Origin of the sequence: Anaerostipes rhamnosivorans, assembly GCF_005280655.1 — a bacterium.
GTDB classification, from domain to species: Bacteria; Bacillota; Clostridia; order Lachnospirales; family Lachnospiraceae; genus Anaerostipes; species Anaerostipes rhamnosivorans.
Genome location: NZ_CP040058.1, coordinates 2842677 through 2868428, shown reverse-complemented (window position 1 = coordinate 2868428; position 25752 = coordinate 2842677). Strand labels below are relative to the sequence as shown.

Annotated in this window: 25 protein-coding genes; 21 read left to right on the top strand and 4 right to left on the bottom strand. The window is 46.1% G+C overall.

Annotated elements, in window-relative coordinates; translation table 11 throughout:
* The first annotated feature begins 214 nt into the window (after positions 1 to 214).
* The 15 genes from AR1Y2_RS14220 (at position 215) to AR1Y2_RS14150 (ending at position 15935) form a co-directional block, all read left to right on the top strand.
* A complete protein-coding gene (locus AR1Y2_RS14220; RefSeq protein ID WP_207670568.1) occupies positions 215 to 1249 on the top strand; it encodes a zinc-dependent alcohol dehydrogenase in 1035 nt (344 codons plus the stop codon).
* Between the two features lie 22 nt (positions 1250 to 1271).
* Entirely contained in the window at positions 1272 to 1919 is a 648-nt protein-coding gene (locus AR1Y2_RS14215; RefSeq protein ID WP_137329566.1) for a class II aldolase/adducin family protein, read from the top strand.
* A gap of 96 nt (positions 1920 to 2015) precedes the next feature.
* The gene (locus AR1Y2_RS14210; RefSeq protein ID WP_243118764.1) at positions 2016 to 3974 is read left to right on the top strand and encodes a BglG family transcription antiterminator; all 1959 of its coding nucleotides are present in this window, start codon (positions 2016 to 2018) and stop codon (positions 3972 to 3974) included.
* 18 nt (positions 3975 to 3992) lie between these two features.
* Positions 3993 to 4469 (top strand): PTS sugar transporter subunit IIA, encoded by a 477-nt coding sequence (locus tag AR1Y2_RS14205; protein WP_137329564.1) that lies wholly within the window; start codon positions 3993 to 3995, stop codon positions 4467 to 4469.
* A gap of 26 nt (positions 4470 to 4495) precedes the next feature.
* Entirely contained in the window at positions 4496 to 4804 is a 309-nt protein-coding gene (locus AR1Y2_RS14200) for a PTS sugar transporter subunit IIB (RefSeq protein WP_137329563.1), read from the top strand.
* A gap of 22 nt (positions 4805 to 4826) precedes the next feature.
* A complete protein-coding gene (locus AR1Y2_RS14195; RefSeq protein WP_137329562.1) occupies positions 4827 to 6092 on the top strand; it encodes a PTS transporter subunit IIC in 1266 nt (421 codons plus the stop codon).
* Positions 6093 to 6268: 176 nt separating this feature from the next.
* Positions 6269 to 7153 (top strand): class II fructose-bisphosphate aldolase, encoded by an 885-nt coding sequence (locus AR1Y2_RS14190; protein ID WP_175403666.1) that lies wholly within the window; start codon positions 6269 to 6271, stop codon positions 7151 to 7153.
* A gap of 16 nt (positions 7154 to 7169) precedes the next feature.
* A complete protein-coding gene (locus AR1Y2_RS14185; protein WP_137329561.1) occupies positions 7170 to 8219 on the top strand; it encodes a 2-hydroxyacid dehydrogenase in 1050 nt (349 codons plus the stop codon).
* A gap of 16 nt (positions 8220 to 8235) precedes the next feature.
* On the top strand, positions 8236 to 9150 hold the full coding sequence (locus AR1Y2_RS14180; RefSeq protein ID WP_137329560.1) for a phosphotriesterase family protein: 915 nt from the start codon (positions 8236 to 8238) through the stop codon (positions 9148 to 9150).
* Positions 9151 to 9168: 18 nt separating this feature from the next.
* Positions 9169 to 10242: an NADH:flavin oxidoreductase gene (locus tag AR1Y2_RS14175; protein ID WP_137329559.1), complete on the top strand. Its 1074-nt coding sequence runs from the start codon at positions 9169 to 9171 to the stop codon at positions 10240 to 10242.
* Positions 10235 to 11323 (top strand): zinc-dependent alcohol dehydrogenase, encoded by a 1089-nt coding sequence (locus AR1Y2_RS14170; protein ID WP_137329558.1) that lies wholly within the window; start codon positions 10235 to 10237, stop codon positions 11321 to 11323. Before AR1Y2_RS14175 ends, AR1Y2_RS14170 begins: the two co-directional genes overlap by 8 nt.
* Positions 11311 to 11715 carry a MaoC family dehydratase gene (locus AR1Y2_RS14165; protein ID WP_137329557.1) on the top strand — a complete coding sequence of 135 codons (405 nt, stop codon included), beginning with the start codon at positions 11311 to 11313 and terminating at the stop codon, positions 11713 to 11715. The genes AR1Y2_RS14170 and AR1Y2_RS14165 overlap by 13 nt, the downstream gene beginning before the upstream one ends.
* 12 nt (positions 11716 to 11727) lie before the next feature.
* Entirely contained in the window at positions 11728 to 12852 is a 1125-nt protein-coding gene (locus tag AR1Y2_RS14160) for a 4-hydroxybutyrate dehydrogenase (protein ID WP_137329556.1), read from the top strand.
* A 15-nt stretch (positions 12853 to 12867) separates the two neighbouring features.
* The gene (locus tag AR1Y2_RS14155; protein ID WP_137329555.1) at positions 12868 to 14322 is read left to right on the top strand and encodes a 4-hydroxyphenylacetate 3-hydroxylase family protein; all 1455 of its coding nucleotides are present in this window, start codon (positions 12868 to 12870) and stop codon (positions 14320 to 14322) included.
* A 14-nt stretch (positions 14323 to 14336) separates the two neighbouring features.
* On the top strand, positions 14337 to 15935 hold the full coding sequence (locus tag AR1Y2_RS14150; protein WP_137329554.1) for an acetyl-CoA hydrolase/transferase C-terminal domain-containing protein: 1599 nt from the start codon (positions 14337 to 14339) through the stop codon (positions 15933 to 15935).
* Between the two features lie 188 nt (positions 15936 to 16123).
* Here AR1Y2_RS14150 and AR1Y2_RS14145 read toward each other — a convergent pair whose 3' ends face one another.
* Positions 16124 to 16612 carry a sporulation initiation factor Spo0A C-terminal domain-containing protein gene (locus AR1Y2_RS14145; RefSeq protein ID WP_137329553.1) on the bottom strand — a complete coding sequence of 163 codons (489 nt, stop codon included), beginning with the start codon at positions 16610 to 16612 and terminating at the stop codon, positions 16124 to 16126.
* A gap of 128 nt (positions 16613 to 16740) precedes the next feature.
* On the opposite strand from AR1Y2_RS14145, the gene AR1Y2_RS14140 reads away from it, so the two are divergent.
* Positions 16741 to 17469 carry a helix-turn-helix domain-containing protein gene (locus AR1Y2_RS14140; RefSeq protein ID WP_137329552.1) on the top strand — a complete coding sequence of 243 codons (729 nt, stop codon included), beginning with the start codon at positions 16741 to 16743 and terminating at the stop codon, positions 17467 to 17469.
* A gap of 63 nt (positions 17470 to 17532) precedes the next feature.
* Positions 17533 to 18699 carry an SAM-dependent methyltransferase gene (locus AR1Y2_RS14135; RefSeq protein WP_137330284.1) on the top strand — a complete coding sequence of 389 codons (1167 nt, stop codon included), beginning with the start codon at positions 17533 to 17535 and terminating at the stop codon, positions 18697 to 18699.
* 58 nt (positions 18700 to 18757) lie between these two features.
* Here AR1Y2_RS14135 and AR1Y2_RS14130 read toward each other — a convergent pair whose 3' ends face one another.
* Positions 18758 to 19780, bottom strand: a complete 1023-nt coding sequence (locus tag AR1Y2_RS14130; protein WP_137329551.1) for an LCP family protein — start codon at positions 19778 to 19780, stop codon at positions 18758 to 18760.
* A gap of 9 nt (positions 19781 to 19789) precedes the next feature.
* Complete coding sequence (locus tag AR1Y2_RS14125) at positions 19790 to 21217, bottom strand: undecaprenyl-phosphate glucose phosphotransferase (RefSeq protein ID WP_137329550.1); 1428 nt, start codon at positions 21215 to 21217, stop codon at positions 19790 to 19792.
* Between the two features lie 182 nt (positions 21218 to 21399).
* Here AR1Y2_RS14125 and AR1Y2_RS14120 point away from each other — a divergent pair, with 182 nt between their 5' ends.
* The 4 genes from AR1Y2_RS14120 to AR1Y2_RS14105 all read left to right on the top strand — a co-directional run bounded on the left by AR1Y2_RS14120 (position 21400) and on the right by AR1Y2_RS14105 (position 25015).
* Positions 21400 to 22665 (top strand): S1C family serine protease, encoded by a 1266-nt coding sequence (locus tag AR1Y2_RS14120; RefSeq protein ID WP_137329549.1) that lies wholly within the window; start codon positions 21400 to 21402, stop codon positions 22663 to 22665.
* 92 nt (positions 22666 to 22757) lie between these two features.
* A complete protein-coding gene (locus tag AR1Y2_RS14115; RefSeq protein WP_137329548.1) occupies positions 22758 to 23234 on the top strand; it encodes a DUF5721 family protein in 477 nt (158 codons plus the stop codon).
* Between the two features lie 13 nt (positions 23235 to 23247).
* Entirely contained in the window at positions 23248 to 24102 is an 855-nt protein-coding gene (locus AR1Y2_RS14110) for a DUF368 domain-containing protein (protein ID WP_137329547.1), read from the top strand.
* Positions 24103 to 24178: 76 nt separating this feature from the next.
* The gene (locus AR1Y2_RS14105) at positions 24179 to 25015 is read left to right on the top strand and encodes a DegV family protein (protein ID WP_137329546.1); all 837 of its coding nucleotides are present in this window, start codon (positions 24179 to 24181) and stop codon (positions 25013 to 25015) included.
* Positions 25016 to 25066: 51 nt separating this feature from the next.
* On the opposite strand, the gene AR1Y2_RS14100 is transcribed toward AR1Y2_RS14105, so the two are convergent.
* Positions 25067 to 25711: a chloramphenicol acetyltransferase gene (locus tag AR1Y2_RS14100; RefSeq protein ID WP_137329545.1), complete on the bottom strand. Its 645-nt coding sequence runs from the start codon at positions 25709 to 25711 to the stop codon at positions 25067 to 25069.
* Positions 25712 to 25752 lie beyond the last annotated feature (41 nt).

Genomic DNA, 25752 nt, shown 5'->3' with positions numbered 1-25752 from the left:
CCATAGGAAAGTTCTCCGAACCTCCCTATGGAACAAAAAAGCCCTACGGGCACTATGCACACAAATGCGTGAAGAAACTATTTGACTACGTCAAATCGAACTTTATTCGTTTTCCTAACTGATGGGAAATAGTCCGGTTGAGGACATTTAAAGCCCCATGGTATTCTTGAGACAAGATAAGAGTAACAGTGAAGCCAAAAAGGAGGAGAAGCAGATGAGAGCGGCAGTTTATTATGCACCAAATGATCTGAGAATGGAAGACGTGGAGACCCCCAAGCCAGGGCCCGGGGAAATACTGATGAAGAATATTTCGGCGCTGACCTGCGGTACAGACTTAAAACAATATAAGCGGGGATATCCGAAGTTTAAGGAAGGGCAGAAGCTGATCTTTGGCCACGAGAGCGCTGGAATCGTTGCAAAAGTAGGAGAGGGAGTGACAGATTTTAAAGCAGGGGACCGAATCGCTCCTCATAATTCTGCTCCGTGCAACCATTGCTATTACTGTAAGATTGGAGAGCACAGCATGTGTGAAAACCTGACCATGGTAAAAAGTGCCTGGGCCGAGTACCGTCTCCTACCTGCACCTATTGTAAAAGAAAATGTGTTCCACATCCCAGATCAAATATCTTTTAGATCCGCTGCTTTACTGGAACCTCTTGGAAGTGCAGTTCACGGGATTACTGAGGCCGATATTCAGTTGACGGACACTGTGGTCATCAATGGGGCCGGCCCCCTGGGTCTTATGATGACAAAGCTTGCCAAGCTTCGGGGGGCCTATGTGATCAGCACGGATAAAAATCAAAAACGCCTTGCTGTGGCCAGAGAACTTGGAGCTGACGCAGTCATTGACATTTCTGAGACAGAGGATGTGGTGGACGCAGTCAAAGGGCTGACTCCTTATGGAAGAGGGGCAGACATTGCCATCGATGCCACGGGTGTTCCGGAAGTATGGGAGAAAAATCTTTATATGGTGAGAAAAGCGGGCACCGTGCTGGAGTTTGGCGGTTGCAAAGGAGGCAGCAGCATCAACATAGATACAACGCTGCTCCACTATTCTCAGCTGACGGTGAAAGGGGTCTACCACACGACACCAAAGCTGGAAGAACAGGCGTTTAGGCTTATTGAGAGAGGCGTAATTAATGAGGAGCTCTTTGTAAATCATACGTATCCTCTGGAACAGTGTCTGGAGGCACTTGAATCCCACGCAGGGGGAGATGTGATCAAAAATGAGATCCGCTGTGATTTATAACACTGATCAATAGGAGGAAGCTATGGAGAAAGAGAAAGCGAAGGTAGAGGTTATCAAAGCTGCCATTCAGTGCAGCGAAAAGAAATTGATTCACGGAACGTCGGGCAATGTTTCCATCGCCTGCAGGGAAGAGGGCGTTATGGTTATCACGCCCAGCGGGATACCGTATGAGGAGATCAGCCCGGACATGGTACCGGTGATCAATCTTTCTACTGGGGAATGGACAGAAGGGGAGTGCAAACCTTCCACGGAGGCTCCGATGCACCGGATGATCTATCAGCATAAAGAGAAAATGGAAGCGGTTGTCCATACTCATTCACCTTTTGCAACCGCCATGTCCATCCTGGTGGAGGAACTTCCGGCAGTTGCGGCGGCCTCCGCACCGTATTCGCCGGTGAAGGTAGCACCGTTTGAGATCCCGGGATCTGAAGAGATTGCCAAAGCGGCGGTAAAAGCCATGGGAGAACACAATGTGGTCTGCCTGTTAAAGAATCATGGACTGATCGCAGCAGGCAGAAATGTGTCTCAGGCTATGAGCATCGCGGAATACGTGGAGGAGAACTCACAGATCGCGTATTACACTTATACGGCAGGAAATATGGAGCCTATCCCAGAGGAAGGTTATAAAATCATGCATGACCGGGCTGTAAAAAAACTGGGCTTAGAATAAGCAGGACAATAGATAAGGCAATGGAAAAACATACCTGAAGGATGATCGGAACTGAGGTGATAAGATTAGAGAAATCATAATGAGAGGATGATAGGAATGATGGGATTGCCAATGAGACAAAAGAAGATCTTAAAAAAGCTTATGGCCTTGGACGGATGGGTAAAAGGCAGGAAGCTTGCAGAAGAGATGGAGGTAACTCCTAGGACAATCCGGACAGATATTGCAGCCATCAATGTGTGGCTGAAATCGGTCAGCTGTTATATTGAATCTTCCAGACAAGAGGGGTACCGGCTCCGGGGAGAGAGACTGGGAGAACTGGAGTCTTTGCTATGGGACGGCACGGACATTCCGTTAACACCGCAGGAACGTATGCGGATCCTTGGCATCAGACTCCTTCAGGCAGATGAAGAAAATCCAGAGGATGTGGACGAGCTGGAAGAGGAGATGTTTGTCAGCCGGACAACGCTGGAAAGCGGGATTTTTAAGATCAAAGCTATGCTTGAGAGCCGGACGACACCAATGTACATAAAAAGAACCGGAAGAAAGATATGGACGTCAGGTGAGGAAGAGACAAGGAGATTTCTCTTAAAAGAACTTGTAGTAGACCGCACAGATCCAGATTATCTAATGATCGAGAATTATAATGATTATTTTGGGACCAATGTGCCGGAAAAAATGATGAACTGTGTTTTGAAATCATTGACAGACAAGGAGATTTCTATGACAGCGGAGGATATTCTGCACTTGGTCATTTATCTGTCGATCAAGCTTTCCAGGATCCATATGGGTTATGAATTCCAAAATAAGACCAAGGATCTTATGGCTCCTGAGGACATTAACTGGGCATTGTCTGAAACGATTGCCGAGAAAGTACGAATCGAATTTTCAACTGTATTCAATGAGGAAGAACTAGTAGATCTGGCTGTCCAGCTTTCTCTTTTCCGCCTGATCGGAAATGAATCAGAAGCCAGGCCTATTCCCAAACCGGAGCAGTCTCATTATGAATATGTGGTAAATGAACTGTTAAAAGATATCAAAAATAAATTTCATCTGGACTTAACTGACGACCAGGAGTTGAAAGATGGACTGGTGACCCATATCAGATATACCCTGAAACGGATCAATATGGAGCCAGAGAGCACCAATCCAGTGCTCATGCTGCTGAAGACAGAGTATCCTTTTGTTTTTGATATGTCCTTGTTCTTATATGAACGTTTTTACGACGTATTCGGTGTGAGGCTGAATGAGAATGAGCTGGGATATGTGGCCACGTATCTGGGAAGTGCTGTGGAGCGTTTGGAACGGAAAAAATCTCCTAAGGATTTCACGATCGCGGTGGTGACCGGGATGAATTATGGGACAAGCAGGCTTATGACAACAAGGATGAAAGCAATCTATGGGGATAACTGCAACATTGAAGGCCCGTTTTCCATCTATGCAGTCCATGAGATAGAGAAACTCAAGCCGACCTTTGTGATAACAACAGAGTCAAAGCAGGTACTCAAAAATATTCATGTGCCGAAAATACAAATTTCACCGCTGCTGAATGAAAAGGACCAGAGGGAGATCAACAAATGGCTGCAGCATATGAGAAAAGAAATGATGTACGACCAGCTGCCAAAAAGTATCAAGGATTATTTTCACGAGGAGTTATTTTTTTATCATATGAGGACGGAAACACCGGGAGAAGTCATCAAAGCTATGTCTGAAAGTCTTATAAAGCTGGGATTTGCCGAGAGAGATTTTGCTGTAAAAACAATGGAACGGGAGCAGGTGGCTTCTACGATCTTTGGAAATAAGATCGCAATGCCTCATCCGATCGAAGCATGCGCAAAAAAAACGGTCATCAGCGTGGGGATTCTGGACCGCCCCATTCCATGGGGCAGCGGTGAGGCACAGTTGATCTTCATGCTGGCGGTTAAAAAGGAAGATATGAAATATCTGAACAGCTTTTTTGATTTGACTGTGCGTCTGGTGGATGATGAAGGACTGGTAAAGCGGCTGCTGGATTCCAAAAATTTGGCCCAATTTAAAGACAGGCTGCCGATTTTGTAGAGAAAGGAAAGAAAGCATATGGATTTAAAAGAGTTGATTTGCCCAAAGCTGATTCTATGTAATGTGGACGCGGAGGACTCCCAGGATGCCTTGAGACAGCTGGCAGGACATTTAGAAAAAGAAGGATATGTGGAAGAAGGATATCTGGATATGCTTTTGGAAAGGGAACGGAAATTTCCCACCGGACTTTGTACGAAACCGTTTGCGGTGGCGCTGCCTCATACGGAGCCGGATCATGTGATAAAACCGTGTATCGCGGTGGCTAAGCTTCAGAAACCGGTAGAATTTCATGAGATGGTCAATGATCGGAACACTGTGCCTGTGCGCTTCATTTTTAATCTGGTACTACAGAAGACAGAGCAGCAGCTGGAACTGCTGCAGAAGATCATATCAATATTTTCTGATAAGGAGGCGATGGAGAGGCTGGAAAAAGAAGAGAAGCCCGAAAAAATAGCAGAGATCTTAGAGTATACGGAAATAAGCAAAAGCTGTTAACCGTTGAAAGAAAGGAGAAATAAATTATGGCAAGAGCATTTAAGATTTTGTCTGCCTGCGGCAGCGGTATTGCAACTTCTTCTCACGTGGCAACATCCATCCGGCAGGGAATGGCAGACCGGGGGGTAAATGTTGAGGTCAGGACCTGCGGAGTAAATGAGATGTCCGGGCTGATCGACAACGTCAAACCGACGATCATTGTTTCCACTACTTCTTTGGAATCCGTGAGAAACGTAGGGGATATTAAAGTCATGTCCGGAGTGCCTTTGTTGACAGGCATAGGGAAAAATCAATTTTTTGATGAGATGGAAGGATATTTAAAAAGTATTTCATAACAAATGAAAAGGAGGATGGAATATGGGTGTCATAAATACAATTTTAGGGCTTGGCGCTTCAGTCATTATGCCGATCGTGATCTTTCTTCTGGGAGTAGTCTTTAGGATGAAGGTAAAAAATGCTCTCAGGGCGGGACTTACGGTTGGAATCGGGTTTAGCGGCATCAGTCTGGCGATCAGTCTGGTAAGTGATAATCTGGGAGGTCTGGTAAAAGCCATGCAGGCTAACTGGGGGCTGACGCTGGATATCACAGATGTAGGATGGCCGGCAGCTTCGGGCATAGCCTTCGGAAGCGGAACTTTTGTGCTAGCTTCCATTGTCACATTTCTTGTTGTCAATGTGATTTGTCTGGTCATTAAAATCACGCACACGTTAAACGTAGATATTTTCAACTACTGGCATTTCATCTTGATCGGGACTGTTTCTTACTTTGTCACAGGGAACTTTATACTGGGAGTGATCGTGGGAACTCTTTTTATGATGATCAATACAATCTTAGGGGAGCGGCAGGAACAGGTTGTAACAGATTTTGCCGGTGAGCAGATGGCCGGACTGACTTTCTCTACCCAAGGATTCCCTTTACAGCTTTTGTTTGCCAGAGGCGTGGACTGGGTGATTGGAAAGATCCCGGGGCTGAATAAGATTTCTTTCAACCTTGGAAATCTTCCGTCCAGCATCTCCTTTTTCGGAGAGCCGATGATCTTAGGTTTTCTGCTCGGAGGTATTATGAGCTTTCTGGCCGGATATAAGTGGGATGCGGCACTTGTGGTCGCAGTGGGACTGTCCGCTGCTATGTTCCTGCTCCCAAGAATGGTTTCGATCATGATGGAAGGCCTGGCACCGCTCACCGATGCAGCCAGGGACTTTATGAACACCAGATTCCCCGGGCGGAAGTTCAACATTGCTATGGATTATTGTATGCTCCTGGGAGACCGGGATGTCATTACCATGGGAATCATCACTGTACCAATAGTACTTGGACTTGCAGTCATCCTTCCGGGAAACAGATTCCTTCCATTTACAGACCTTACCGCGTTTCCTTACTGGATGATCGGTGTGGTTATCGGTACAAAACGAAATTCTTTCCGGGCGCTGATCGCTGCAGTGCTGACACTCTGTATCGGACTTTGGATCGCAACGGATCTTGCACCGTTGATCACGCAGATGGCTACAGGCGTCGGATTTAAATTCGAGGCAGGAACGACCATCTCTGGATTCTGTGTAGGGCAGGAATGGCCGGGCTATATCATCCATAAGATCATTTCCTTCTTCTATGGAATGTTCTAGCATGATTATTTTTAGATACCAAAATATTTATATATAGGGGGATGTTAGAAGGGGATTGTCCGGCAGGCCGGACGGTCCCATTCCTTTCATTCCATAGGAAAGTTCTCCGAACCTCCCTATGGAACAAAAAAGCTCTACGGGCACTATGCACACAAATGAGAAAGGGAGGATGTTTTATGTTAGTGACAATGAAGGAACTGCTCTGCCGGGCAAAAGAAGGAGGATATGCGGTGGCGGCAGCCAATGTTTTTACGGGAAGGACTGTGGAAGCATGCTTTAAGGCTGCGGCGGAGAGAAAGGCTCCGGTGATCATTGCCTGTACACCTTATGTGCAGATGGAAGAACTGGCTCTTGCCGCCCGGATGTACGAACGGAAATATCCGCAGGTCCCGGCGGCGTTGCATCTGGACCATGGAAAAGAATATGAGGATGTCCAGCGTGCTTTAAGATGTGGATTCACCTCTGTGATGCTTGACAAGTCTACACTTCCCTACAAAGAGAATGTAAAAGCTGTCAGGGAGGCCGTCCGTGCCGCTCATGCAGTGGGAGTCACTGTGGAGGCGGAACTTGGGCATGTGGGAAAAGGAGCAGAGTATGAAGAAACCAGGGACAGCGGCCTTACAAGGAAAGAGGAAGCAAAAGGCTTTGTAGAAGAAACCGGGGTGGACGCTCTGGCAGTGGCTGTGGGTACGTCCCATGGGGTTTACAAGGGCAGGCCCCATTTGAATTTTGAGCTTCTTAACGAACTGAGCCGGGAAGTGCCTGTACCGCTTGTCCTGCACGGCGGTTCCAATACCGGTGAGGATAAACTGAAAAAAGCGGTTGATCTCGGAATACAGAAGATCAATCTTTCCACAGACCTTTCTACTGAGTACCTGAAAGGTGTGAAAAAATTTGAGGAAACAAATGATCCACTGTTTGATGAGAGCGGTGCACTGGTTTACACCGGGAATCGGACAGTATATGCCAACCAGGCGTTGTCTAAAGGAGCAGAAGCTTATCAGGAAATTTTAGAAAAATATATCAGGGTATTTGGAAGTGAAGGCAAAGCACTGGGTTGAGAAAGGATGAAGAAAGATGGAAAAAATCAAGGTAGCCGCAAGTATGGAGCTCTGGCCTGATCATTTAAAGAAACTGGAGCCTTACTGTGAAATCAAAAGGCTTCCGTGGACAGCGACGGATATCCTGCCCACAGAGGAAGAGATTATAGAGGAGTGTGGGGGCTGTGAGGCTGTGTTGTTTTATACAGATCCTGTGACAGAAAGAGTGATCAGGGAGCTGAGAGAAAAGGGCCTTAGGCTGATCGGCTGCGGAAGGGCCACACCAAATAATATTGACACCAGGGCTGCCGGGGAAATGGGGATTCCGGTGATCCATGCTCCAGGAAGGAATGCGCATTCTGTGGCGGAATATACTGTGGGTATGATGCTGGACATCTGCAAAAGAATTTCCTTTACTTATCATGGGCTCTGGTCCGGAAGATTTTTGGCAGATGAAAAGGATATTTATGATGTGCCGGACAAAAAGGATGTGATCTGGAGGTTTAAAGACCGGGAAAATCCAAGATCCTCCTACCCATGGGGCATCGACCTGTACGGCAGGACGATTGGGATCGTGGGACTTGGACATATTGGGCAGAATGTGGCAAAGATATGCGCAGGGATGGGGATGGAAGTGCTTGCGTATGATCCGTTTCAGCCGGAGGAAACCTTTGAAAGCGTTTGTGCAAAGAGATACGAAGATCCGGTTCAAATGCTGCCGGAATGTGATATTGTGAGCGTCCATCTGAGTGTGACGCCAGAGACAAAAGCTATGATCGATGAGGAGTGGTTTGATGCCATGAGGCAGGATGCCTATTTTATCAATACCTCCAGAGCGGCAGTGGTGGACCAGAAGTCATTGATTGAGGCACTTTCCAAGAAAAAGATCGCTTTTGGGGCGGTAGATGTTATGTGGGATGAACCGGCGCCAAAGAACCACCCGTTTTTTTCCATGGACAATGTTTTGCTGACACCCCACATGGCCGGTATCAGTACAGACTCCAAGAAGTGGGCTTCGGAGATGATTGCGGAGGACTTGCTCAATTACATATTGGAACAGCCCCTTTTACGAGTATGGGACAGGTAGAAAGGGGGAAGGGCATATGAATTGCATCAGGACTGTTTTGGGAGATGTGGATGTGCAGGAGATGGGAATGTCCTATACTCACGAACATATTTACTGTGATCCGTATACTGCCCAAAGGGACCCGACACTGGCGATCACAGATATCGAAGGTTCCATAAGAGAGCTCCGGCTGTTTTTTAAGGCTGGGGGATCCACACTGGTGGAGGGAACGGCGGCTGATTACGGCAGGAATCCAAAGAAACTTGTATATGCCAGCAGGCAGAGCAGGGTTCACCTGATCGCCACCACAGGGTTTTATCTGTATGACCACAATCCAGAGTTTATGGATTATATCAGCACAGAAGAACTTTCGGAGCTGTTTGTCAGAGAAATTGAGGAGGGGATGGACGGAACCCACATACGTGCAGGGCAGATAAAATGTGCGGTCTCTCCGAGATTTATCCATCCAAGGGAGAAAAAATGCCTGAAGGCTGCAGCCAGGGCGCAGAAGAAGACCAATGCCCCGATCTGGATCCACCACGGAGGGATGATGGGAGAAGAGATCCTTCAGTGTCTGGACAGTCAGGGAGCGGACCTTTCTAAGGTAGTGCTGGGGCATATGGACAGGAACCCGGATCCTTACGAATATAAAAGAATTGCAGCCATGGGCAGTTTTCTGTCTGTGGACAATATTGCCAGAGTTTACCGCTATCCGGTACAGACGAATATAGATATGATCTTGGATCTAATAGAGGAAGGGTATCTTGACCGGCTTCTCATCAGTGCGGATTTTGGACGAAGTAATTATTTTAAGGCCAACAATGGAGGTCCGGGGCTTGAGTACATCATCAGGAAGTTTATCCCCAGACTGAAAGAAACAGCGGGTATTACGGAAAAAGAAATCAGTACGATATTTGTTGAAAACCCGAAAAAAGTATATGGCTGCTTTTAACCGGGACGGAGGGATTTGATGTATGAGAAAGAGACAGTGATAAAAGAAAAATGCATAAGATCTCCATTTCTTATGGCCCCAATGGTGACGTTTGGATATGGAGTGGAGGACGGAATGATCACAGAGGAGCTCATTTCCCACTATGAGGAGCGGGCCAGAGGCGGAGTAGGGATGATCATTGTGGAGGCTGCATGCGTGGCAGAGGACGGACGGCTTTCCAAACATCAGATAGGAATCTGGAAAAAAGAGCAGTTGGAAGGACATAAAAAACTCGTTCAGGCAGTTCATGACTGCAAAGTACCGATACTTTCTCAACTCCATCACGCAGGCATCCGGACAGTATCGGGAAGGCCTGCGGCTCCGTCCAAGTTCCATGGGGTGCTCAGAGGGAAAGGGTATACGGCAGAGGAAATGACCACAGAGGAGATCCTTGAGAGAGAGCAGCAGTTTATACAGGCAGCTGTCAGGGCGCAGGATGCCGGGTATGACGGGGTAGAGATCCACTGTGCCCATTCTTATCTGCTGAGTTCATTTTTATCCCCCACAGTCAACCACAGGACCGACAGGTTTGGAGGAGATTTAAGGGGCAGGATGCAGATGGCACTGGATATATTATCGGGGATCAGAAGAAGCTGTGGAGATCATTTTATCCTGTCTGTCCGGCTTGGATTTGACGAACCAGATCTTGAAGCCTCAGCCCATATGGCAAAGGCATTTGTAAAGGCGGGCATGGATCTTCTGCATGTGTCTACAGGCTTTGGGTCCACCGGTTCTATGGATGAGAGAGCGATGGAGCCGTCTCCTGACGGTTTTCCGTTTAATATCCGAATTTGGGCAGCCATGCAGATGAAGCAGAGAGTGAAGTGTCCGGTGATTGCTGTGGGCGGGATCCGCCAGGTACAGCAGGGGATGTTTCTTTTGGAACAGGAATGTGCAGATTTTGTGGCGTTGGGAAGAGCGTTGCTCTGCGATCCCCAGTGGGTTAAGAAAATAAAGCAGGGGCGTGAGATCGTTTCCTGCAGAAACTGCCGGAAATGTCTTTGGAGTACGGACTACCATAAATGTCCGGGATGGAGGGAATATCATGGATGAGAAACAGATCGAAAAATTCAGATTCGGTGTACTGACATCAAAGGGGCACGCTGAAGTACATGAGATGAGGCTGCCAAAGCTTTCAGAACACCAGGTGCTGGTAAAGCAGCTGGCCTGCAACATCTGCACTGCGGATTACGGGCAGTGGCTGGGCCTGAGGGAACACCAGGGTTATCCTATGGCGGGAGGCCATGAAGGTGCTGGTATCATCATCGAGACCGGGGATAAAGTGGTAGAACTTCTGCCAGGCGATTTTGTGGCCATTTCCAATAACTACTGCGGGGAATGTGAATACTGCAGGCGGGGAGAGGAAAGCCAGTGTGTGATCCGAAGCTCCTATGACCTGCATGAGGGAGGTTACAAGGGCAGAATGGGATTTGCGGAATATCAGGTGAGAAATGCAACAGCAGTGGTGAAGATGAATCCAAAGCTCAGCCCAAGTGAGGCTGCATTCTTAGAGCCACTGGCAACCGTGGCAAAGGGGATCGGGAAGCTGAATGTCCGGCCGCAGGATACTGTAGCCGTCATCGGAGCCGGCACTATGGGGCTTTTAAACGCCCAGGCCGCCAGGGCATGCGGCGCCAGGGTCATTGTAACCGAGATGATGGAAAAGAAGATAACAACTGCCAGAGATATGGGCTTTGAAGTGGTCGATGTGAGGAAGAATGACCCTGTGAAAATAGCAAAGCAGTTCACAGACGGGAGGGGTGTTGACGCGGTCATTGTGGCTGCCGGAGCGACGAAGGCCAATGAACAGGCAGCCGCCATGCTGAAACATTTTGACGGCAGGATTTTAATGTTTGCGGCTGCTTATCCGCCGCCCAAACTGGGCATCACCTCCAATGACATTCATTACCGCAGGATGGAGATCCTGGGGACTTATCTGGGGGATACCAAGGATTTCTTAGAAGCGGCAAGAATGCTCAATCAGGCAGTGGTGGACGTAAAACCGTTGATTGAGAAAAGCCACCCCCTGGATGAGATACAAAAAGCTTTTGAGGAAGCGGCGAAACCGGGAAATTACCGGGTCAGTGTTTTGCTTCACGATCAAGGCGGAGGGGAGGGAACATGCTCAGAATAGGGCAGGAAGGGTTTTTTTATAAATATATATCGGAACAGGATGTGGAACTATTTGCGGAAGTATCCGGAGATAAAAATCCTCTGCATCTGGACGAAGAATATGCCCAAACCACCAGGTTCCGCGGGCGCATCGTCCATGGCATGATCGGGGCGGGGATCATCTCGGCAGCTATCGCAGGAGTTCTTCCCGGACCGGGAACCATTTATCTGAACCAGACATTAAACTTTGAACGGCCCGTTAGGATTGGCGACCGGGTGACTGCCAGGGTAAAGGTGCTGAAAATTGAGATGAAAAAAACATTCAATCTTGCCACATTGGAGACAACCTGTGTCAATCAGGACAATGAAGTTGTCATCAGCGGGAGAGCATTGGTGATTCCGCCAGAGGAATAGGAAGGAGGAGAAATGCAGTTATTGAGAGTAGTACCGTCCGTATATTATTTTGACACTATGAAGCAGTTCCAGGAAGAATTCCAGATCGGACCAGAAGATCTGGTGGTCACAAACCGGTATTTATATGAACCGCTGCTGAAACCACTTGATGTGCAGGCAAATTATATTTTTCAGGAGGCGTTTGGAGACGGGGAGCCTTCTGATGAGATGATCGACCATATTAAAAAAGCAGCGTCGGACTGTCATTATGACAGAATCTTCGCCCTTGGAGGAGGAACCATCCTGGATATCTGCAAGGTGCTGGCACTAGATATGCCGGATGGATGTACCCCGCTGCTTGAGGGAGAGAGGGAGCCAGTGAAGAAAAAACATCTGATCGCTGTTCCTACCACCTGCGGCACTGGAAGCGAGGTTACAAACGTGGCAATAGCGGAGATCAAATCCAGACATACAAAAAAGGGACTGGCATCAGACGCATGTTATGCAGACTGTGCTGTGCTTGTGCCGGAAGCGTTAGAGGGGCTGCCCTATCAGGTGTTTCTCACAAGCTCCATAGATGCTTTGATCCATGCAGTGGAATCCTTTTTGTCTCCGAAAGCCACTCCTGCTACAGAAATGTTTTCAAGGAAAGCAATAGAGATGATTCTGACCGGATACCACCATATGGCGGAGCATGGAAAGGATGCAAGAAGGAAGGAACTAAACAAGTTTATGCTGGCATCCAACTATGCAGGTATTGCATTTGGAAATGCGGGGTGTGCGGCTGTCCATGCGCTGTCCTATTCCATCGGGGGTGCCTTCCATGTTCCCCATGGGGAGGCAAATTATCAGTTTTTCATGGATGTAATGCAGCTTTATGAGACAAAGAGGCCGGAGGGCAGGATCCAGAACCTGAAACAGACGATCGCAGACATTTTCGGCTGGGACAGGGACTCTGTTTTTCTGCGGCTTCGGGAACTTTTATCCAATTTTATGGAAACCAGACCATTAAAGGATTATGGGATGGTACATTCTCAGATTGAGGAGTTTACCAGGAGTACAGTGGAGAATCAGCAGAGACTTTTACAGAATAATTATGTGGAACTGACGAAAGAGGAGATCAGGGAAATATTTAAGAGGAGATATGAGAGCCAGTAGCCGGGAGGGATGGATATGGCATTAATGACAGGGAAAGAATATATCGAGAGTATCAGGAAACTGGACCAGAAGGTCTATATGTTTGGAGAAAGGGTGGAAGATCCCACAAGGAACCCGATCCTGCGTCCATCGCTGAATTCAGTGAGGATGACGTATGATCTTGCGTTTCAGGAGGAATACCGGGATTTGATGACGGTCATCTCGCCGGAGACAGGACAGCGGATCAACAGGTTCACACACATTCACAGGAGCAGTGAGGATCTGGTAAATAAAGTGAAGATGCAGAGGCTTCTGGGACAGAAAACAGCCTCATGTTTTCAGCGGTGTGTGGGAATGGACGCATTTAATGCCGTTTACAGCACAACATATGAAACAGATCAAGTACACGGGACCGGATATTTTAAGAATTTTCAAAATTTTATGCTTTACGTGCAGGAAAATGACCTGACGGTGGACGGAGCCATGACGGACCCGAAAGGTGACCGGTCCCTTCCTCCTCATGCCCAGGAAGACCCGGATTTATTTTTACGTGTAGTGGTGAGACGGCCGGACGGAATTGTAGTAAGAGGCGCCAAGGTCCATCAGACCGGAGCAGTCAACTCCCATGAGATTCTCGTAATGCCCACGATTGCGTTAGGGCCGGAGGATCAGGATTATGCTGTCTCCTTTGCAGTGCCAAGCGATGAGAAAGGCATCTTCATGGTGGTGGGCCGCCAGAGCTGTGATACAAGAAAAACAGAGAATGCGCCAATGGATGTGGGCAACCAGAAGTTCGGCGGAATGGAGGCATTGATCGTATTTGACAATGTATTTATTCCGAATGAGCGTATTTTCTTAAACGGAGAGACGGATTTCTCAGGAATGATGGTGGAAAGATTTGCTGGATATCACAGGCAGAGTTACGGCGGATGCAAAGTAGGGGTGGGCGACGTGCTGATCGGAGCGGCAGCTCTGGCCGCAGACTATAACAGCATTCCCAAGGCTTCCCATATCAAGGATAAGCTGATCGAGATGACTCATTTAAATGAAACTCTGTACTGCTGCGGCATTGCCTGTTCCAGTGAGGGAGTTCCCACGAAATCTGGGAATTATATGATCGACCTTCTTTTGGCAAATGTATGCAAACAGAATGTGACCAGATTCCCTTATGAGATCACCCGGCTGGCAGAGGACATTGCAGGAGGACTTATGGTGACGGCTCCTTCCCAGGCAGATATAAGAAATCCTGAGCTTAAGCCTTATATTGAAAAATATCTGAAAGGAAATAAAAATGTGCCCACAGAGAACCGGTTAAAGATCTTACGGCTGCTTGAAAATCTAACCCTTGGGACTGCCGCGGTGGGATACCGCACAGAATCCCTGCACGGAGCCGGATCGCCGCAGGCTCAGAGGATCATGATCGCAAGACAGGGAAATCTTTTAGAGAAAAAGGAACTGGCAAAACAGATTGCAGGCATATCAGAAGAATAAAGGCGGGATAAGTTATGGAGCTGTCAGAAAAAATAGAGAAAATACTGGAGCAAAACGTAAGACCAAGGCTAAGGGAACATGGAGGGGATATCCGCGTATCAGAGCTGAAAGATGGTATCCTCACAGTGGAGTTTTCAGGGGCCTGCAGCGGATGCCCGTCTGGGCGTATTACCCTGGAGGAACTGGTAAAAACAGCGATACAGGGAGAATGTCCGGAGATAAAGGATGTCAGAACTGAACAGACTGTCAGCGGCGAACTGATCCGGCAGGCTAAAGATCTGATGGGCAGAAACAAAAAAAGGTCATGGAAAGAATTATACAGAGAAAAGGTGGTCAGTGCGGATGAGGCCGTATCCCATATCAAGCCAGGCCATAGGGTGGTACTTTCCCATGCAGCCGGAGAATCCCTGGTACTTTCCGATGCTCTGGTAAGAAACAAAGATCTCTATGAGAATGTAGAGATCGTCCATATGGTGGCTATGGGGGAGGCCAGATATTGTGAACCGGGGATGGAACAGCATTTCAGGCACAACAGTTTCTTTCTCGGAGCTTCCACAAGAAAGGCAGCCCGTGAGGGAAGAGCAGATGTGACCCCTGTCTATTTTTCAGAAATACCGGAGCTTTTCAGAACATCTCTTCCTGTGAATGTGGCGCTGTTAAATCTGTCGCCTCCAGATGAACACGGCTATTTAAGTTTTGGAATTTCGGTCGACTACTCTAAGCCTGCGGCCATGGCGGCGGATCTGGTGATCGCACAGATCAACCCTTCCATGCCAAGGACTCTGGGTGATAGTTTTATCCATGTGAAAGATATTGATTATATTGTGGAGGCGGATACGCCCCTGATCGAGCTTCCGCCCGCAAAGGTAACGGAGACCGAAAGGGCAATAGGGAAAAATTGCGCATCTTTGATCGAGGATGGTGACACCCTGCAGCTGGGCATCGGAGCGATCCCAGATGCAGTACTCGGCTTTTTGATGGACAAAAAGGATCTGGGAATACACTCAGAAATGATCTCGGATGGTGTTGTGGACTTGGCAGAAGCAGGGGTCATAACCAATAGGAGAAAAAATCTGCATCCTGGAAAGAGTATCGTGACGTTTCTCATGGGAACAAAGAAACTGTATGACTATGTGGACGATAATCCGGAGGTAGAACTTCATCCGGTGGACTATGTCAACGATCCTTATGTGATCGCAAAAAATGATCATCTGGTATCAATTAATTCCTGTGTGCAGGTGGATTTGATGGGACAGGTTGTGTCCGCATCCGTTGGCAGGAATCAGATCAGCGGAGTAGGCGGACAGGTAGATTTTGTTCGGGGCGCCAATATGAGCCGAGGGGGAAAAAGTATCATGGCTATGCCCTCTACGGCGGCAAATGGGAAAATCTCCAAGATCGTACCGGTAATCGATGAGGGGGCATCAGTTACAACTTCCAGATATGATGTGGACTATGTGGTAACAGAATATGGGGCAGTAAGATTAAAGGGTGAGACCCTGAGAAACCGGGCGAAAAAACTGATCGGGATCGCACATCCAGACTTTCGTCAGATGCTGGAAGAAGAATATAAAAAGAGATTTCATAGATGCCGGAATATGAATGAATCATAGTGATAAAAGAGATGACGGCCTTTATCCAGACATACCCGGGTAAAGGTCGTTTTTAAATGTTTATTTATGCCCATGGGGCATCCCGTAATTCGTACGCTTCGGGCAGGCGTGCTGCGAACAGCAAAGGATAGCACACTGCTTATGATTAATGAATGGACATTCCGGCAGGAATGAAAAAAGAAAATAGTTTAATTCTCAGAAAAGTATTCTGCCAGCTGAATGATGAACTGGCTGTTTGTCGGACGTTCTAACATGCAGGTCTGTGTAATACTCCAGAATAATTCTTTGTTGCCTTTGCTCCATACGGAGTCAATCGCATGACGGATGGTCCGTTCAACACTGGTCGGCGTTGCATGATTCTTTTCTGCGATATAAGGATATAGACGTTTTGTGATCCCGTCAAAAACAGATGGGTCCTTTACACCCAATTCGATTGCCTGTCTCAGATAGAGATAGCCTTTTAAATTCGGAGTGATGCCCAATTGTTTTAAAAGTTTGCTGATTCGGCTTGAGAGATCTAAATGCGCAGTAGAAGATGCCGCCTGATTTAAGAGCTGGTTGATGTGAATAACATGTGAGGTGCTGTCAGGTACGGATGTATGGTTTTTTGAGTGTATTACAGAAATTTGTAAAATAGTATCGTCTGACAGTACCAATTGAAGATTTTCGTTTTGCATGATATACTCCCCTCATAAAGATAAATTTACTCCTTAGATTATGTAATCATGTTCATTATAGAAAATAAAGAGGAATATTGTCAACTTGTCGAGGGGTGAATTTATTCCATATTTGGAAGGTGGAACGAATGAATTATAAAAAACTTAAGGAAATTATGCAAACAAAAAAGTTTACAGTGGAAGATTTGTCAAAAAGCAGCAGGATCCCCATCGGCACTTTATCAAAAATTGTATGCGGGATCACTCCGAATCCAAGATTTAACACGATGGAAGAAGTGGCAGCTTCCCTAAATTGTTCTCTGGATGAGTTCTCAAATCGGGAGCCCATGATCCCATATGATTATGAAAACTACATCCGTAAGTTTAAACGTCTGCCGGCGCACCAGAAAGAATATATCAAATATGTGATTAATTTAGAGTATGACAGAATGGTATCCTTAAAATCTTCTGGAAAAAAATCAATGAAGTGTTTTGAGTTTACCAGTGTGGAGGACGGCTTGGCTGACTATGGAAGCCAGAAGGTGCATGATGTATGGGTGGAACAGAATCCTATTACAAAGGAATGTACCTTTTTCGTCTGGGTGCGCACCAATATGCTGGAACCGAAGTTTTGCAGAAACTCTATTCTAGGATTCCAGTACATGGACGGGCGCTTTCCAAAACATGGAGAGATATGGATGTTCCTAAGGTCAGGATATTTGTATATAGGCCGTTATTTTAAGAGACACGGTGTTCCGCTGCTCAGGTCACTGAACGGAACGATAGACGATGAGGAGATCACAAGCGTGATGGATTATAAAAGAGTCGGAAGGTTCGTGGGGACCGTAGATATCCCCGAGTTGACATCGATAGTTTAAAAGATGGAATTCTGTCAATACTCCAAGTATATAACTTACGTTGGAAAGGGTGTGGCAGAACAAATGAAGCTGGAAGAAAAAGCAATCCTTCATTTTTTGGACAGGTTTGACCAGACTCCGTTTCTTGTCAAAATAAAAGAAGAGGAGTATTCGATTGGGGACGGGGAGCCAAGATTCTCGATTATCTTCAAAAAGGAACCGGATTTAAAGGAAATGATGACAAGTACATCCCTGGCATTGGGTGAGGCCTATATGCGGGGTGATCTGGAGATTGATGGGGATTTGTACCAGGCATTGTATTATTTTCTCGGACAGATGGGCAACTTCTCGGTGGATACAAGAGTGCTGAGAAAACTGATGTTTCCTTCACTGGGAAGAAGAAAACAGAAAGAGGATGTCTCCTCCCACTATGATCTGGGAAATGATTTTTACAGTCTTTGGCTGGATGAGACTTTAAACTATTCCTGTGGGTTCTTTGAGTCTGAGAGTGATACACTTTACGAAGCACAGAAGCATAAGACAGAGAGAATCCTTGCCAAGCTTAATTTGAAAGAAGGGATGGAGCTTCTGGACATTGGATGTGGTTGGGGTTACCTTTTGATCGAGGCTGCCAAAAAATATAAGATCCGCGGAACCGGCATCACTCTGAGCAGGGAGCAGCAGCAGGGGTTTCAAAAGCGGATTGAGCAGGAAGGTCTGACAGATTATCTGCAGGTTGAGTTGATGGACTACAGGGATCTGCCGGGATATAAAAAGAAGTTTGACAGGGTGGTCAGTGTGGGAATGCTGGAGCATGTGGGAAGGGATCATTATGAGCTTTTTTTCCAATGCATCAAGAGGGCGATGAAGCCAGGAGGAGTTTTTCTTCTGCACTTTATCAGCGCCCTGGAGGAACATCCGGGAGATCCATGGATGAAGAAATATATTTTCCCAGGAGGTGTCATTCCAAGTCTCCGTGAGATTGTGGACCTTGGCTCTAAATACCGTTTTTATCTACTGGACGCAGAAAGCCTGAGAAGGCATTACAACAGAACTCTGCTGTGCTGGGATAAGAATTTTAATGAACACAGGGCGGAGATTGAAGAGAAATTTGGTGAAACATTTGCAAGGATGTGGGATTTGTATCTGTGTGCATGTGCATCTACATTTCAGAATGGAATCATTGATCTGCATCAGCTCCTGTTTACGAACGGAATTAATAATGATCTGCCTATGACGAGATGGTATTGATCGGGGGACCTTGTCTTCCATAGAAAAAAGTCCAGGACAATGATTGCCCTGGACTTTGTTAATATCCAATCACATTGATGATTTTCTGGTTAATCCGTCCCAACTCATCGCTGACCTGATAGTTTTCTGTATCAAACAGGTATTTATGTACCTGAACAGCATTTTCCTTCAGTGTGGTAGGAAATCCATACCAGACACCAAGATATTTGTATTCCTTCTGGTCAAACGGAAATCCCTTCTGGCTTTTAATATCATAGCGAAAGATTGAAAGCAGCATGGAAAATAGTTCTTTCTGATCCATATTGGTCTTGATCTGCGGCAGAATCTTATCCATGGCACCCATCAAGCCAAAAGGATTCTTTTTCCCTTTGGCAAAGATTTTCTGAAGAACCTCTCTCTGGCGTCCGGCGCGGGCCAGATCACCGCCTGCTGTGTAGCGAATCCTTGAATAAGCCACCGCCTGGTTTCCATCTAATGTCTGAAGACCGGCAGTCTTGATCTTGGGTGAATCTCCACCGTTTAATCGATTCATATCGCCGATGTAGCTGTTTAGATTTTTAAGGATTGAAGAGTCCACCTTTACTTCTATACCGCCGATGGCATCCACGATATCTGCCAGGATCTTAAAGTTTACGGTCGCATATTGTTTGATATTTAAGTCCAGGTTTCTGTTGATGGTGCTGACAGCCAATTCTGGGCCGCCCAGGGAATATGCTGCGTTGATTTTTGTGTAGTGGCCGTTTACGCTGACATAGGTATCCCGGTAGATGGACAGCATTTTAATGTCCTTTGTGCTGTTGTTGATGCTGACTACAATAATAGAGTCCGAACGGTTCCCACGGTCTGACATACTTCCGGTCTGGGAGTCTATGCCAAACAGGGCGATGTTGGTGTAATCCTTCATATTGGCGTCTTCGTGGACTGTGACCAGCTTGCTTTGATTCATGGGTGTTGACTTGATTTTGCCAAGCTTTGAGTAAGATAACCCTAAAATGACTCCAATCAAGATAACGATCAGCAGCAACAGTATGAAAATCCACCGGATATGGGAATGCCGGCGTTTGGTAGCTTTTACGCTCATATAAACCTCCTAGTAAGCGTTCTTATTAATAAATCCTTTGAAAACTGTCAGAAACAGTATTTTAAAATCCAGAGATAATTTCCAGTTTTCAATATAATACAGATCGTGTTCGATTCTGCCGCGGATGGATGTATCACCGCGGAAGCCGTTGACCTGTGCCCATCCGGTAATGCCTGGGCGCACCTGATGTTTGATCATATAGCGGGGAATCTCTTCTTTAAACTTTTCTACGAACAGAGGACGTTCCGGACGCGGCCCCACAAGACTCATATCTCCCCGGAGTACATTATAAAACTGTGGAAGTTCGTCCAGACTTGTGTGGCGTATAAATTTTCCGAAGGGAGTGACTCTTGGATCGTTGGGTTTTGTCCACTGGGTTGCTTCCTTTTTTGGATCCTGGACCCCCATGGAACGGAACTTGTACATCTTAAATGGTTTGTTTCCGAGACCAACTCTTTCCTGGGCAAATAATACAGGGCCTGGAGAGCTGCGTTTCACCAAAAGCGCGATGACCAGCATGACAGGGGATAATATAACCAGCGCGCAGGCAGATCCGATGATGTCAATGGTGCGCTTGACAACCCGGTTTACAATGTTGGTCAGAGGGACATTCCGGATATTGATGACCGGAAGCCCGTCCAGATCCTCGGTGTATGGGTTTGTGGAAATAAAGTTATAATAGTCCGGCACGAACTTCGTATGGACACCTGATTTCTCACAGATGGCAACCAACTTTTCCAGCTTCTCGTATTCGTCCAGATTCAGTGTGATAGCGACTTCGTCCAACGGGGTCTGTCCCAGATAATTTTCCAATTCATTTAAAAGTCCGATCTTTTTTATACCTCTGTATTCAAAGTTATCGCTGATGGTATCGTCAAAAATGCCGTGGATATAAAGGCCCCAGTGGGGATTGGCTTTGATACGGTCAATATAGGCGGCAGCAGATGTGCTGAAGCCGACCAGGACCACATGTTTTAAATTCCGGCCGTTTTCCCTTGTGCTGTTTAATACTTTCCTTATAGTATAACGGGAGATGACGCCGACTACAAAGTTCATGGAAAAGAACAAAAGCAGAAGGCTCCGGGGGAAGTTTTGAAGTCTGGTCAGGACAATGGCAACGGATCCGATACCGAGACCAATCAGGTTTGCTTTAAACAGATTGATGATCTCACGGCTTCCGCGCTGATACCTCTTGGGAGTATAAAGGCCGAAGAAGGCATATAATAAAAGAAGGATAATGATTGAAATAAAAACCGTCTTCTGGTAATAAGAAAATCTTAACTCATATTTTCCAACAAAGAAAAATAGTTTAGAAATCCACGATTCTTTTCCCCATTCAAATCGGATCTTATGTGATAAAAAAGCCGATAGATAAATACAGACTGCATCAATGACGATATGCAGGCGGTTTAAATAGGCTTGATTTTGCTTAATCATTTGTTTTCTCCTCTATACAATATATTGCACCATACTTATGAACTTATTATAAGTGAAAAAGGACAAAGGCACAATGGGATTATTTCTTATGTTTTTCTTAGTTTTATAACATTTAAAACACAGTTTTTACACATTTATTTTGTACTATTTAAGCAAGATAAATACGAAAGGAGATATAGGTTATGTACGAAGATATGAATTTTAATAATACGGGATATACAGAACCAGATCAAAATCAAAATAAAGGAACTGCAAAAAAGACAGGAAAGAGGATCGCAAAGATCGCAGCGGCAGCGGTGGCCTTCGGACTGATTGCCGGGGTAACCATGCAAGGAGTACAGTATGGATTTTCAGCAGCAGGCATAGGAAACGGAGGAACCCAGCTTGCAACGACCAATACGACAAAAACATCTTCAAAAGGAACCACATCCGGAAACGAAGATTTGTCAACCGTAGCATCCAACGTTATGCCTTCCATCGTCTCTATCACAAGCAAATATACCACAAGCTCCGGAAATTTCTTCGGACAGCAGCAGAATAACGAAAGTGAGGGAGCCGGTTCCGGCATCATCGTCGGAAAGAAGGACGGATACCTTTTAGTTGTCACCAATAACCATGTCATCGCTGACGCACAGTCTATTTCTGTAGGATTTACAGACGGTACCAGTGCTTCCGGAACAATCAAGGGAACTGACAGCGACGCAGACTTGGCAGTGGTTGCGGTCAAACTAAAGGATATCAAGTCTGCTACAATGAAAAAGATCAAGGTCATCACATTGGGAGATTCTGATAATTTGAAAGTAGGAGAGCAGGCCATCGCCATCGGAAATGCACTCGGATACGGACAGTCTGTGACCGGAGGATATATCAGTGCCCTGAACAGGGAAGTACAGCTCACAGATAAAACCATGACTCTTCTTCAGACAGATGCCGCCATCAATCCGGGAAACAGCGGAGGTGCTCTGTTAAACAGTAAGGGAGAACTTGTAGGAATCAACACCGTCAAATATTCCTCAGAGGATGTAGAGGGAATGGGATATGCGATTCCGATCAATACGGCAAAACCAATCATTGACAGGTTGATCAAACAGAAAACCGTATCCAAATCCGAGCAGGCCTATTTAGGAATCTCAGGGCAGACCATCTCAAGCGATATGGCTGCACAGATGGATATGCCTCAGGGTGCACTGGTACGCCAGGTTGTTCAAAATTCACCGGCGCAGAAGGCAGGTATCAGCGCAGGGGATGTGATCGTAAGCTTCGATGGATCCACAGTGTCTACAATGGAAGGATTAAAGAGCAAGATCGAGGGCAAAAAAGCCGGCGATACAGTAAAAGTTGTCGTGAAACGCCAGAACCAGATGGGCACCTATGAAAAGAAAACCATAAGCGTCAAGCTGGAGAAAAAAACAGATGACAGTTCTTCTAGCAGCACGCAGAATAACTAATTGGAAACAGTTGAATTCTTAAATGATACAAGTTACAATAAAACGGGCGGCAAAGGCCGCTCGTTTTTAACGTATGGAATTAAGGAGCCGATATGATTTCAATTGAGATAGAACAAGTAAAGACCTTTATGGCAGGACTTTTGACCGGGGCGATGTGTGATGATTTTATGCTGTATGAAGGGAAACTTTCCATGGAGATCACTTACGAATTTGATGGAAAAATGCAGAAAGATTTTTACGATACGGATGAATGGGAAATACTGAAAGAGTATCCTTATATCCCGTGGAAGATGGAAAAGCAAAAGATATTTGCACTGATCAAAGGAAAAAAGACACCTCTGTCTTTTCAATTTGTGCTGATGCTCGATCCGAAACGAATGGCAGGCTTCCTTTCTAAATATAATATACCTGAGAGATCAGAAAACATTGGAGGATTATTTTTAAACATATATTTTGACCGGGAAAGCCTAAAATGTACGACCGGAGTTTCAAGAAAAACATTTGTGCTGGATAAAACCCTGGAATTAGCGTGGGACGAAGAAATGAAAATGTTTTTAAAAGGGAAGTAGGAGGAGTGAACCTATGAAATTATTGAAAGAGATATGCCGGGGGATTTTGATCGGGGTAGCCAATATCATACCGGGAGTCAGCGGAGGAACGCTGGCAGTTTCTATGGGGATTTATGACAAAATCATATACGCACTGACACATATACGCAAGGAATTTAAGCAGAGTCTTAAGATACTTGTGCCAGTAGGAATTGGGGCTGTCATCGGACTTGTGGGCCTTTCCTTTGTGATCAAATGGCTGTTTGAATATTATCCGATCCAGACTAATTTTTTGTTTATAGGACTGATCATCGGGGGACTGCCGGCGATTTTTAAGAGAATGGAAGGTGAAAAAAAGGGACTCTCACATGGGATTGCTTTTCTCCTTATGTTTGCACTGGTGGTCCTGCTCCCGCTTTTGGGCAGCCAGACAGCGTCAGATGTGATATTGACTGCAGATCCGGTCATGATGGGAAAGATGTTCCTGATCGGTATTATTGCCGCGGCCACCATGGTCGTACCTGGAGTCAGCGGATCTATGGTGCTGTTAGTTTTGGGATTTTACCAGCCGATTCTTCAAGAGATCACACAGTTTATGGTAAATGTGGCTACGCTGAATCTATCCGGCTTGACACACGGCATTCTCTTGCTGACACCGATGGCATTGGGTATTGCAGCGGGAGTCGTGATCATCGCAAAGATCATTGAATATCTTTTTGAACATTTTGAAGCAGTCACATTTGCCGGTATCGGCGGTCTGATCCTTGGATCCCCCATCGCCATACTCTATGAGGCCAATTTTGACCATTTTAATCTGTTCTCGGGAGTGACGGGACTGATCGCATTGGCGGCAGGATGTATCTGTGCTTATTACCTGGGCGAGGATTAAAGGGTTTTCATTTATAGAAATATATGATATGTAGTAATGAATACTATATCGGAAAGTTTTAAAAAGGAGACGCCATATGAGTTTTAATATTGTCTGTGACAGCTGCACGGATTTAACAAAAGAAGATTTTGAGAAAGGATGTTATACCTGGATCCCGTTGACATTGCTGATCGGCGATGAGGAGATCGTTGACGATGATACTTTTGACCAGCGTTCTTTTTTAGACAAAGTGGCGAACAGCAAAGGCGCCTGTAAATCTGCATGTCCGGCGCCTGAAGCTTATATGGAAGCATATAAAAAGGCAGATGATATATATGTTGTGACATTGTCAGCAGAACTGAGCGGATCTTACAACAGCGCGGAGCTTGGCAAGAAGTTATACAAGGAAGAACTGGGAGACAAGAACATCTATGTGTTTAATTCCAGGGGAGCTTCAAGCACACAGCTTTTGATTGCCAGAAAGATCTATGAGTATGCGTCCACAGGTATGCCGTTTGAGCAGGTCGTGGAACATGTGGAGGATTATATTAAGGGGCAGAGAACCTTTTTTGTATTAGAAACCTTGGATGTCCTGCAGAGAAACGGGCGGCTGTCCAAAGTCAACGCAGTGCTTGCCACAGCCCTGAACATCAAACCAGTGATGGAAGGGACAAAGGAAGGTGTCATCCAGAAACTGGCACAGGCCAGAGGGACCAAAAAGGCGTTGGCAAAGATGACAGAATGCATCGTAAAAGAAGGACAGGATCTTACGGAGAGGGTCCTTGCCATCGCTCACTGCAATTGCTACGAAAGAGCTGTTTATCTCAAGAATATGTTGGAAGAGAAGGTAAACGTGAAGGATATCGTCATAGTAGATACCAAGGGAGTCAGCAGCCTGTACGCATGTGACGGCGGCGTAGTGGTAGCTTATTAGACAACATAAGAAGAAAGAAACAGGGAGACGGTAAGAAACCGTTTCCCTGTTTTAGATTGTAAAATCTTTTGTTATGAATTCCTGGATTTGATTTATAAGGAGACTGGTATGGTAGCCGTCCGCCGCCGCATGGGAGATCGTGATGGTCAGCGGCATTTTGTAACGGCCGGCAGTTCCCTGGTATTTACCGTATGTGATGATAGGAAATAGATTGGGACTGGCATCTGCGGACATGGTGCTGAGTCCGGTATAAGAAAGCCAGGGGACACACGAGATACAGAAAAAGTTCTGAGGCTGTCCGGGTTTGCCTTTTATGCCTTTATGATCCCTATACGTTTTCATATCATCCGTCATAGCATGGTAGAAGGATAGAAAATCATCCGAGTAATACGTCCACAGATCAGAAAAAGTATGGTCATCATTATGGAAGACAGTGTAGGAAGGGTGCACAGTGTCCCAGATACCGGGCAGCCCTTCTTTTGAAAGTCCCATCTTAAATTCGTTTAAGCTGTTGACGGCCGATGAAACACAGTAGACAAAGCTTGGATAAAATTTAAGACTTTTTTGCCGGATCAGTTTCAGAAAATCAGTCACATCCAACTCAGCTGTCAGGCTGTAGCCGCACTTGATCATCTCAGTGTAATATTGAAAATGTTCCCTGCGTTCCCACGTATCTAAATCAATCAGATGAAACATAAATTACCTCCATTTTTTCTTTCTTATCTCTATTATAGAGC